The sequence below is a fragment of the Micromonospora sp. WMMA1947 genome (genome assembly GCF_027497355.1).
Lineage (GTDB): Bacteria > Actinomycetota > Actinomycetes > Mycobacteriales > Micromonosporaceae > Micromonospora.
On sequence record NZ_CP114909.1, the window covers coordinates 4,490,107 to 4,500,720 of the forward strand.

Below are 10,614 nucleotides of genomic sequence, written 5' to 3' on the forward strand. Positions count from 1 at the left end.
CAGTCATGGCGAAGAACCCGCACGTGGTGAAGAAGCGCTCGATCTCCGCGCCGGCCGCGCGGGCGATGGTGGCCGCCGCCGTCGCCCGCGCCGAGGAGATGGGCTTCGCGGTCACCGTCGCGGTGTGCGACGAGAGCGGCGTGCTCAAGGCGTACGAGCGGATGGACGGCGCGCCGCTGGTGAGCGTCCAGCTGGCGCAGGACAAGGCGTACACGGCCGTCGGTTTCGGCCTCAGCAGCGACGGCTGGTACGACTTCATCAAGGACGACGGCCCGCTGGCCATGGGCGCCCCGCCCGCGATCGACCGGCTGGTGACCTTCGGCGGTGGCTATCCGGTGAAGGTCGACGACGTGCTGGTCGGCGGCATCGGGGTCAGCGGCGGCCACTACACGCAGGACATGGAGGTCGCGCAGGCCGGACTGAAGGCGCTGTCTTGAACGTCGAGATCGTCGAGGTCGGCCCCCGGGACGGCCTGCAGAACCACCCGGCGGAGCTGACCACCGGGCAGAAGGCCGAACTGGTACGCCGGGCGGTCGCGGCGGGCAGCCGGCGGGTCGAGGTGACGAGCTTCGTCAACCCGGCGAAGGTGCCGAAGCTCGCCGACGCCGACGCGCTGATGGCACTGGTCCGTGACGAGCCGGGCCTGGCCGCGATCGGCCTGGTGATGAACGGGCGCGGACTGGACCGGGCGGTCGCCGCAGGCGTCACCGAGGTCAACTTCGTGGTGGTCGCCACCGACACGTTCTGCCGGCGCAACCAGGGCACGACCACCGCGGAGGCGGTCGCGGAGGTGCGGCGGCTGCTGCCCCGGGCCCGGGAACAGGGGCTGCGCGCGTCGGTCACGGTCGGGGCCGCGTTCGGCTGCCCGTTCGAGGGGGAGACGCCGCCGGAGCGCGTGCTGCGCGTCGTCGACGACCTGGCACCGGTGGCGCCGGACGAGGTGGCGCTCGCCGACACCATCGGCGTGGCCGTGCCGTCCCAGGTGGAGCGGCTGTTCACGGCCGTGCGCGAGCGCACCGGCGCGAGCCTGCGCGGGCACTTCCACAACACCCGCAACCTGGGCCTGGCCAACGTCCTGGCCGCCGTCGGGGCCGGGGCGCGGGCGATCGACGCCAGCGTCGGCGGCATCGGCGGCTGCCCGTTCGCGCCGGCCGCCACCGGCAACGTGGCCACCGAGGACGTGGTGTACGCGCTGGAACGCTCCGGGACCCGGACCGGGGTGTCGCAGGAGGCGGCCATCGGCAACGCCAGGTGGCTGGGCGAGGTGTTCGGCGCCGAGCTGCCGGGCATGCTGAGCCGGGCCGGTGGGTTCCCGTGACCGGGCCGCTGGCCGGACTGCGGGTGCTGGACCTGACCAGCACGTTCTCCGGTCCGTACTGCACGCTGATGCTGGCCGACCTGGGCGCCGAGGTGATCAAGGTGGAGCCGCCGGGCGGCGACATCGCCCGCCAGCTCGGCGCCGCCCGCACCCCCGGCATGGCGGCGGTGTTCCTCAACATGAACCGGGGCAAGAAGAGCGTCCTGCTGGACCTCAAGGCGCCCGCCGACCGGGCCGCGTTCGACCGGCTCGTGCCGACGGTGGACGTGCTGGTGCACAACATGCGCCCGGCCGCCGTGGCCCGGCTCGCGCTCACCTACGACGACGTGCGGGCGCTGCACCCGGCGATCGTCTACTGCGCGATCCCGGGGTTCCGGAGCACCGGCCGGCAGGCCGACCGGCCCGCGTACGACGACGTGATCCAGGGCGCCTCCGGGATCGCCCGGCTGCAGAGCGTCAACCAGGACCAGCCCGGGTACGTCGTCACGCCGCTCGCCGACAAGATCACCGGACTCACCGCGTCCACCGCCGTGCTCGCCGCGTTGCGGCACCGCGACGCCACCGGCGAGGGGCAGCGCGTCGAGGTGCCGATGTTCGACACGATGGTCGCCTTCGGCCTGCTCGAACAGCTCGACGGCTGGACGTTCGACCCGCCCACCGGGCCGCCGCTCTACCCGCGTACCGCCGCGCCGAACCGCCGTCCGTACGCCACCGCGGACGGGCACCTGTGCGTGCTGATCTACACCGGCCGGCAGTGGGAACGGTTCCTCACCCTGGTCGGGCGCGCCGACCTGCTGCGCCACCCCGACTACGACACCGTCGGCAAGCGGATCGCCAACGCCGACGGGCTCTACCGGGTGGTCGCCGACGTGCTGCGCGGGCGTACCACCGCCGAGTGGCTGGCGGAGCTGTCGGCGATCGACGTGCCGTGCGCGCCGCTGGCGGGCTACGAGGAGATCCTGCGCGAGGAGGAACGGGCCGAAACGGGTCTGGTGTCGATCGTCGAGCACCCGGTGGCCGGGCGGCTGCGCAGCATCGCCCCGCCGATCGTCATGTCGGCCTCGCCGCTGCCGGCCGGTCGGCTCGCGCCGACGCTCGGCGAGCACACCGACGAGGTGCTCGCCGGTCCCGAGGGGAGCAGCGGATGAGGGGCAGGGTCGCCGTCGTCACCGGCGCCGGATCGGGGATCGGGCTCGCCGTCGCCCGGCGGCTGGCCGACGAGGGCGCCGAGGTGGTCTCCGCCGACCTGGACGTGTCCGCGTGCGTGGGCGTCCCGGTCACCGCCGACCTGGGCACCCCGGCCGGCGTCGCCGCCGTCGTGCGGGAGGTGACCAGCCGGTACGGGGGCGCGGACGTGCTCGTCAACAACGTGGCGCTCGCGCCGTACCGGGACGCCTTCACCGACATCGACGACGCGGCCTGGCAGCGCACCTGGGACGTCAACGTGATGTCCTGCGTGCGGCTGTGCCGCGCGCTCGTGCCGCTCATGGTCGAGCGGGGCGGCGGCAGCGTGGTCACCATCGGCTCCGAGGCGGCGCGGCACCCGAAGCCGCACATGCTCGACTACGCGGTCAGCAAGGCCGCGCTGCTCAGCCTCGCCAAGGGCCTGGCCCTGGAGTACGGCTCCCGGGGCGTGCGGGTGAGCACCGTCGCGCCCGGCCCGACGCGGACCGCGACCATGGACGCCTACCTGGAGTCGGTCGCGCTCCGGCTGGGCATCGACGTCTCCGCCGCCGCCGACCACGTGGTGCACGAGCTGCGCCGGCTGCCGCTGGGCCGGATGAACGAGCCGGAGGACGTCGCCGAGGTGGTGCTGTTCCTCGCCGGGGACCGGGCCCGGCAGGTGACCGGTTCGGAGTACGCCGTCAACGGCGGTTCCACCGCGTCGATGTAGGTTCACCATCGGTGAACAGAGGGGGACGCATGGGCCGGGCCACGCAGTCGGCGTACGAGTCGATCAAGACGCGCATCCTCGGCGGGGCGTACGAGCCGGGGAAGAAGCTGTCCGAGGAGGATCTCGCCGCCGCGGTGGGGGTGAGCCGCACCCCCGTACGGGAGGCGCTGCGCCGGCTGCACGCCGAGGGCCTGGTGGACTGGGAGGCCAACCGGGGCGCCACCGTACCGGCCTGGCGCGAGCAGGACCTGGAGGAGATCTTCGAGCTGCGCGCCCTGCTGGAGGGGTACGGCGCCGAGCTGGCCGCGACCCGGATCACGCCGGAGGAGATCGCCCGGCTGCGCGAGCTGTGCGCCGAGATGGAGGGCTACGCGGCCGGTCAGCGGCGGGACCGGGCGGACCGGATCGCGGTCTGCAACGCGCAGTTCCACGAGATCATCCTGGGCGCCGGGCGGAACCGCCGGTTGAGCGCGCTGCTCGGGGCGGTGGTGCAGACGCCGCTGGTGAACCGCACGTTCCGCCGGTACGACGAGGCGGCGATGGCGCGCAGCATGTCGCACCACCGGGAGCTGATCGACGCGTTCGAGGCACGCGACCGGGCCTGGGCCGGCTCGGTGATGCGGGCGCACATCCTGGCCGCGCGCGCCACCCTCGGCACGCCCTGACCCACGCCGGGCCGGGGACACGTCGTAACCCTCGACGGTCCCGGCCCGGCGGCACGGGTCATTCGGCGGACGCCTCGGCGCGGCGCACCACCTCGGTGGCGGCACGCACCACCGCCCGGTCCAGCAACCGCCCGTCGGCGTCGGTGGCCACCCCGGAGCCGCCACGTTCGGCCCGCTCCAGCGCCGCCAGCACGGCCCGGGCGGAGGCCACCTCCTCGGCGGTCGGGGTGAACACCTCGTTGATGGTCGCGACCTGCCCGGGGTGGATGGCGCTGCGGGCCCGGAAGCCCTGCCGCAGCAGCGCCCGGGTGGTCCGCTCCAGCCGTTCCGGGTCGCGCAGCGTCGTCTCCACCGGCCCCACCGCGGGGGCGATGCCGGCGGCCGCCGACGCGACGACGACCTGGGAGCGGATCGGGGCGAACTCCGCCCGGTCCGGCCCGGGCTGCAACCCCAGCTCACCGGCGAGGTCCGCCTCGCCGAGGCCGAGCCGCAGCACCCGGGGCGCTTCGGCCACCCGCGGCGCGGTGAGCACGCCCCGGGCGGTCTCGATCAGCGCCACCACCCGGAACGCCGGGGCGTCCGGACCGAGCCGCCGCTGTACCCGGGTCAGCGCGGCGTCGACCTCGGCGAGCAGCTCCAGCTCGGCCTTCGGCACCCACACCCCGGCCGCGGCGGGGGAGAGGACCTCGACGTCCGCCTCGACCTGGTCGCTGTTGATCCGCACCCACAGCTCGGGTGCGGACGGCGCGGCGGCGCCCAGGAACCCGGCGACCGTCTCCCGGGCCTGCGCCTTGCGGGCCGGCGTGACCGCGTCCTCCAGGTCGAGCACGAGCGCGTCCGCGCCCCGCCCGGCCGACTTGTCCAGCAGGTCCGCCCGGTCGCCCGGCACGTACAGGTAACTGCGCGCCACCGCCGCCATGTCGTTCCCCCTACCGCTGCGGGCGGGCGAGGTAGCGGCCGGCCGGCTCGCCGGTGACCTTGCCGTCGACGAGCACGTGCTGCCCGCGCACGAAGGTGTCGGTGACCCGGGCGGTCAGCTCGAAGCCCTCGAACGGCGTGTACTCCTGCGTCGACTCGGAGTCCTCGGCGCGCACCGTCCAGGTCGAGTTCGGGTCGACCAGGCAGATGTCGGCGTCGTAGCCCTGCAGCAGCGCGCCCTTGTTGCGCAGGCCGAAGCGCTGCGCCGGGTTCCACGAGGTCAGCTCCGCCACCCGCTGGTACGACAGACCGCGCCGGTTGCCCTCGGTGACCAGGCCGGGCAGCAGGTACTCGGCGCCGCCGAAGCCGGACTTGGCGACGAAGATGTCGTCGCGCGGCTCACCGAACTTGACCTCGTCCTTGCAGCAGGCGTGGTCGCTGACCACCCAGTCGATCTTGCCGTCCAGGACGTACCCCCAGAGCGCCTCGACGTCGGCGCGCGGGCGCAGCGGCGGGTTGACCTTGCCGCCCAGGCCGTGCGCGGTGTCGATGTCGGCCACCAGGTGACCGATGGTCACCTCGCGACGGAAGTCGATGTGCGGGAACGCCCGCGCCATCCGCAGCGCCGCGTCGACCGCCTTCTCCGAGGTCAGGTGCAGCAGGTTGATCTTCGGCAGCCCGGTCTCGTGCGCCAGGTACGACGCGATCGACACGGCCAGTCCCTCGGAGTGCGGCGGCCGCGACGCGTGGTACGCCTCCAGCCCGCGCAGCGTGCCGTCCTGCTCGACCTGCTTGGTGTACGCGCTCATGATCTCGGCGGTCTCGCAGTGCAGCGACAGCGAGATCTCGTCGGCCAGCTCGGGGAAACGCTCCCGGGCCGCCTGGACGCCCCGCATCACGAACTCGAAGTGGGCGTAGTCGTACCGCTCGCCCTCCGGGATCATCAGGAACGAGTTCTGGTCGGTGGACCGGCCGTGCAGGCCGTGGCTGCCGTAGAACATGAAGATCTTGAACGAGGTGACCCCGTGCTCCTCCACCAGCGACGGCACCTCACCGATGTGCTCCCGCGACATCGGCGCCAGGTGGAAGCCGTAGTCGATGTAGGAGCGGCCCTCGGTCGCGGCCAGCACCTCGGGGAAGAAGTCCGCGTACCGGCCGCCGCGGTTGAGGTAGTACTGCCCGGTGCGCATGTAGTTCAGCGCCGTGGTGACGCCGCCCTGCACCGACGCGCGGCTCTCCGAGACGGCGTCCTCGCTCAGCGGGTTGTAGATGCCCCAGTGCTGGTGGGCGTCGACCACGCCGGGGAAGGCGAGCCGGCCGCCGCCGTCGACGACCTGGGCGGCCTCCGCCCGGTCGATCTGCGGGGCGACGCGGCTGATCCGCCCGTCGGTGACGCCGATGTCCATCAGCTCGGGTTCGGGCCGGTCGTGCCGGACCACGCGGACGTTCGTCAGCAGCAGGTCGTAGGTGCTCATGGTGTTGCTCCTCGTGCTCGGTTCAGCGGCGGTTGATCAGGCCCATCAGGCCGTGGACGTCGGGGGCCCGGTCCAGCCGGTGGACCTCCTCGGTGATGCGGTCGGCGGTCGCCTCCGGCAGGGCGGCGGCGTTGGTGCGGAACTTGACCGCCAGTTCGGCGTCGCTGAGCGGACGCTGCGGCCCGCCCCGGTTGGCGAGCACCTCCTGCACCCACTCCTGCCCGTCGCGGGTGACCACCCGCAGCACGGCCGGGAACTGGTGCGGGAAGATGGCGTCGCACCGCTCGTCGCCCACCACGTCGACGCGCGCCATCAGCTCCCGCCGCTGCGGGTCGTGTGCCAGGGCGTCGGTGAAGTCGGCGAGGTCCACGCCGAGACCGCCGCCGCCGATCAGGCCGGCGACGACCGCGTACGGGCCGCTGAACTGCGCCTCGTAACCGGTCTGCGGTGCGCGCTTGCGCTCGATGGGCTGGCCGATGGTGCGTACCGTCGGCGTCGGCACGCCGAGCGTGATCGACTCGATCTGGTCCAGCGGCAGCCCGCGCTCGCGCAGCGCGATCGCCGCGTCGATGGCCGCGTGGGTGAAGTGGTTCGCCGGGTACGGCTTGAAGAAGATGCCCGGTACGGCCCAGTCGGTGCCGAGGCCGCGGACGATCTCGTCGCCGTCGAACTCGCCGCGCAGGAACGCCTGGAAGAAGCCGAAGCGTCCCTCCAGCACGGTCGGCGGGCCGGTCACGCCGTGCCGGGCCAGCTGCGCGGCGCTGACCGCCGCGTGCGCGGCCCAGCCGCAGTGGATCCGCTTGACCGTGCCGCCGTTGCGGTTGGACTCGATCAGCCCGGCCGCCATCGAGGCGGACACCCCGAGCGCGTCGAGCGCGCCGTCGGCGTCCAGCTTCAGCAGCCGGGCCGCGGCGACCGCGCCGCCGAGCGTGCCGCAGATCGAGGTGGCGTGCTGCCCGTGCTCGAAGAAGACGGAGTTGCCGGCGGCCGGGTCGTAGCCGGCCATGCCGAGCCGGACGCACACCTCCAGGCCGACGGCGATGGCCGCGACGGTCTCCTGCCCGGACGCCCCGGACGCCTCGGCGGCGGCCAGCGCGGCCGGCACCACCGACGCGCTGGGGTGCAGCACCGACGGCAGGTGCGTGTCGTCGTAGTCGAGCGAGTGCGCCAGCACGCCGTTGGCGAACGCGGCCAGCGCCGCCGGCGCCTTGTCGTCCAGGCCGACGACGGTTGCCTGGCCCCGGCCGCCCTGTTCGGCGACGTAGGCGAGGGCCGCCTGGCTGGTCGGCAGCGGCCGGGCCGCCACGCAGAGCCCGAGCACGTCCAGGACGCGGGCCCGGACGCTGGCGACCACCTCGTCGGGCAGCGTGTCGGCGGCGGTGTCGGCGGCGAAGGCGGCCAGGTGGCGACCCAGTGTCGGTTCAGCCACGGCTGATCACCGCCAGCGGGCGCACCGGGGAGCCGGTGGCGCCGTACAGCGGCAGCGGCGCCATCACGAAGGTGAACTCGTGCACCCCGTCGCGGGCCAGCTCCTCCAGCGCCATCGTCTCGATCAGGTAGATGCCGTGCTCCACCAGCAGGATCCGGTGCGCCGGCAGCGAGCTGTGGCCCTTGCCCGGGTGCAGGCACTCGAAGGCGATGGTGTCCGCGCCGGCCGCGTGCACCTGACGCTGCGCCAGCCAGGTCGCGCCGTCCGCGCCGACCCCCGGTACGCCGGAGTCCTTGCCGATGTACTGGTTGCGGTCCTCGTGGTCGAACAGCCGGCCCCACCCGCTGCGGATGAGCACCACGTCGCCCGCGCCCACCGGCGTGCCCTGCCGGGACTCCGCGGCGTCCAGGTCGGCCGGGGTGATCTCGTAACCGGGCTCGCAGGCCTCCACGCCCAGCGCGGCGGGCACGTCCAGCAGCACGCCCCGGCGGACCATCGGCGCGACGGTGTGCACGCCCAGCTCGTCGAACCGGCCGCCGACCTGCGCTTCGGCGGCGTCGGCGCCGCCGTGCAGCCGGCCGTCCTGGGAGACGTGCGCGAGCGCGTCGACGTGGGTGCCGACGTGCGTGCCCATCACCAGCAGGTCGTTGGCGGCGGAGCCGCCGTCGGCGCGCACCATGTCGCCGTGGCGGCGGGGCAGGGTGAGCCCGAACGCCGGGTGGTTCGGCGACTGCGGCATGCCGACGGTCAGCCGCCGGCCCAGGTCGTAGATCGTGACACCGGCCTGCACGGCGTCGAGCAGGCGGTCGGCGGTTCTGGCAGTGGTGCCCACGGGGTTCCTCGCGTTTCGGCTGTCGGCGTCGTCAGGCGACGACGCCACGGGCTTTCAGGTCGGCGATCTCGGCCGGGTCGCAGCCGAGTTCCTCGACGAGCAGGGCGTCGGTGTCGGCGCCGGGGGAGCGGCCGGTGAACCGGATCCGGCCCGGCGTCTCCGACATCCGCCACATGACGTTGTGCATCCGCATCGGGCCGAGGTCCGGGTCGTCGACCGTGGTGATCATCTCGGTGGCCTGGACGTGCGGGTCCTCGACGATGTCCTTGGCGCTGTAGACCGGTGCGACGGCGGCGCCGGCCTCGGCGAACGCCGTGGCCACCTCGTCGCGGGTCCGCTCGGCGATCCACGACCCCACGTACTCGTCGAGCAGGTCCGCGTGCGCCACCCGGCCGACGCCGGTACGGAACCACGGCTCGTCGATCACCTCGGGGTGGCCCACCAGCCGCAGCACCCGCTCGGCGATGGCCTGGGCGCTGGTGGAGATGGCCACCCACGACCCGTCCTTGGTCTGGTACGTGTTGCGCGGCGCGTTGTTCGTCGAGCGGTTGCCCTGCCGCTGCTCCACCACACCGAGCTGGTCGTAGACAGTGGGGCCGGGACCGACAGCGGTCATGATCGGCTCCAGCAGGCTCATGTCGACGACCTGGCCCCGGCCGCCGGAGCGCTCCCGGTGCCACAGCGCCATCATCACCGCCGACGAGGTGGCGATGCCGCAGATGCTGTCGGCCAGCCCGAACGCGGGCAGCGTGGGCGGGCCGTCGGCCGTACCGGTCAGGTGGGCGAACCCGCTCATCGCCTCGGCCAGCGTGCCGAACCCGGCGCGGGAGGCGTACGGGCCGGTCTGCCCGAAGCCGGTGATCCGGGCGATCACCAGACCGGGGTTGACCCGGTGCAGTTCCTCCGGGCCGACGCCCCAGCGCTCCAGCGTGCCCGGCCGGAAGTTTTCCACCAGCACGTCGGCGCGCTCGGCCAGCCGCAGCAGCAGCGCCGCGCCCTCCGGCGCGGACAGGTTCAGCCCGACCAGCCGCTTGTTGCGGGAGATCTCCTTCCACCACAGGGGATGGCCGTCCTTGGCCTTGCCGTGGCCGCGCATGCTGTCACCCATGGTCGGGTGCTCGATCTTGATCACGTCGGCGCCGTAGTCGCCGAGGATCTGACAGCACAGCGGCCCGGCGAGGATCGTCGAGACGTCCAGCACCCGCAGGCCCGTCAGCGGTCCGTCACTCACCTGTTCCACCTCCCCAGTTCTGTTCCTGACCCGTCCGGCCGGCGACACGCTGCGCCGGCGGCCGGAAACCCAGTTCGGCGGAGATCTCCGCCGCCGCCGCGGCGACCAGTGCCCCGTGCGCCGCGCACACCTCCGGGGTGAACCGGTTCTGCGGCCCGCACAGCGAGATCGAGCCGAAGACCTGCCCGGTCGCGTAGCGCACCGGAGCCGCCACGCTTCCCGCGCCGTTCTGCCGTTCGCCCATGCTCACCGCGTACCCCTGGCGCCGGACCCGGCCCAGTTCGGCCCGCAGCTTCGCGGTGGAGGTGATCGTGACCGGGGTGATCGCGTCCAGCGGATGGTGGCCGAGGTAGTCGTCGACCTCGGCGTCCGGCAGCGCCGCCAGGATCGCCTTCGACGACGACCCGGAGTGCAGCGGGTGGCTGGTGCCCAGGGACACCGACATCCGGACCTCGTGCGGCGAGAGCACCTGGTCGATGTAGACGCGCGACCAGCCCTGCCGTACCGACAACGTGGCGGTCTCGCCGCTGTCGCGGACCAGCCGGACCAGGTACCGGCGCGCGATGTCCGGCACGTCCAGGGCGCGCAGCGCGGCCAGGCCCACGGCGAGCGCGCCGGTGCCGAGCCGGTAGCGCTTGGTCTCCTCGTTGAAGGTGAGGAAGTTGTCGGCCACCAGTTCCTTGAGGATCCGGTGCGCGACCGCCTTCGGCAGACCCAGTTCCCGCGCGATCGTCGACACGCCGAGGGTCTCCGGGGCCCGTTCGGCGATGATGTTGACGATGTCGAGGGCGCGTCCCAGACCGGAGCGGGTCCGGCCGGCGGTGCTCTCGACAACCGCTGTCGTGATCATCT

The 10,614-nt window shown here is 73.6% G+C and carries 11 protein-coding genes; 5 read left to right on the forward strand and 6 right to left on the reverse strand.

The genetic code is table 11. From position 1 onward, the window contains the following. Window positions 1-5: 5 nt before the first annotated feature. Genes O7604_RS21205 through O7604_RS21225 form a run of 5 tightly spaced genes read left to right on the forward strand, consistent with a single transcriptional unit; the run spans window position 6 to window position 3,877 of the window. Window positions 6-437: a heme-binding protein gene (locus tag O7604_RS21205; RefSeq protein ID WP_135240666.1), complete on the forward strand. Its 432-nt coding sequence runs from the start codon at window positions 6-8 to the stop codon at window positions 435-437. Beyond that, window positions 434-1,318 (forward strand): hydroxymethylglutaryl-CoA lyase, encoded by an 885-nt coding sequence (locus O7604_RS21210; protein WP_269705494.1) that lies wholly within the window; start codon window positions 434-436, stop codon window positions 1,316-1,318. Before O7604_RS21205 ends, O7604_RS21210 begins: the two co-directional genes overlap by 4 nt. Beyond that, window positions 1,315-2,466, forward strand: a complete 1,152-nt coding sequence (locus O7604_RS21215) for a CoA transferase (RefSeq protein ID WP_281577515.1) — start codon at window positions 1,315-1,317, stop codon at window positions 2,464-2,466. Before O7604_RS21210 ends, O7604_RS21215 begins: the two co-directional genes overlap by 4 nt. Continuing rightward, entirely contained in the window at window positions 2,463-3,212 is a 750-nt protein-coding gene (locus O7604_RS21220; RefSeq protein WP_281577516.1) for an SDR family oxidoreductase, read from the forward strand. Before O7604_RS21215 ends, O7604_RS21220 begins: the two co-directional genes overlap by 4 nt. A gap of 29 nt (window positions 3,213-3,241) precedes the next feature. Beyond that, on the forward strand, window positions 3,242-3,877 hold the full coding sequence (locus O7604_RS21225; protein WP_013286904.1) for a GntR family transcriptional regulator: 636 nt from the start codon (window positions 3,242-3,244) through the stop codon (window positions 3,875-3,877). A 58-nt stretch (window positions 3,878-3,935) separates the two neighbouring features. On the opposite strand, the gene O7604_RS21230 is transcribed toward O7604_RS21225, so the two are convergent. The 6 genes from O7604_RS21230 to O7604_RS21255 are packed head-to-tail and all read right to left on the reverse strand — an operon-like array spanning window position 3,936 to window position 10,612. Next, complete coding sequence (locus O7604_RS21230) at window positions 3,936-4,796, reverse strand: CoA ester lyase (protein ID WP_281577517.1); 861 nt, start codon at window positions 4,794-4,796, stop codon at window positions 3,936-3,938. Window positions 4,797-4,806: 10 nt separating this feature from the next. Further along, the gene (locus tag O7604_RS21235; protein WP_281577518.1) at window positions 4,807-6,270 is read right to left on the reverse strand and encodes a dihydroorotase family protein; all 1,464 of its coding nucleotides are present in this window, start codon (window positions 6,268-6,270) and stop codon (window positions 4,807-4,809) included. Window positions 6,271-6,292: 22 nt separating this feature from the next. Beyond that, window positions 6,293-7,699 (reverse strand): MmgE/PrpD family protein, encoded by a 1,407-nt coding sequence (locus O7604_RS21240; RefSeq protein WP_281577519.1) that lies wholly within the window; start codon window positions 7,697-7,699, stop codon window positions 6,293-6,295. Then, window positions 7,692-8,531 carry a cyclase family protein gene (locus O7604_RS21245; protein ID WP_269705500.1) on the reverse strand — a complete coding sequence of 280 codons (840 nt, stop codon included), beginning with the start codon at window positions 8,529-8,531 and terminating at the stop codon, window positions 7,692-7,694. The genes O7604_RS21240 and O7604_RS21245 overlap by 8 nt, the downstream gene beginning before the upstream one ends. 31 nt (window positions 8,532-8,562) lie before the next feature. Then, entirely contained in the window at window positions 8,563-9,762 is a 1,200-nt protein-coding gene (locus tag O7604_RS21250) for a CoA transferase (RefSeq protein WP_135240659.1), read from the reverse strand. Next, window positions 9,755-10,612 (reverse strand): IclR family transcriptional regulator, encoded by an 858-nt coding sequence (locus O7604_RS21255; RefSeq protein ID WP_269705501.1) that lies wholly within the window; start codon window positions 10,610-10,612, stop codon window positions 9,755-9,757. The genes O7604_RS21250 and O7604_RS21255 overlap by 8 nt, the downstream gene beginning before the upstream one ends. Window positions 10,613-10,614: the final 2 nt, after the last annotated feature.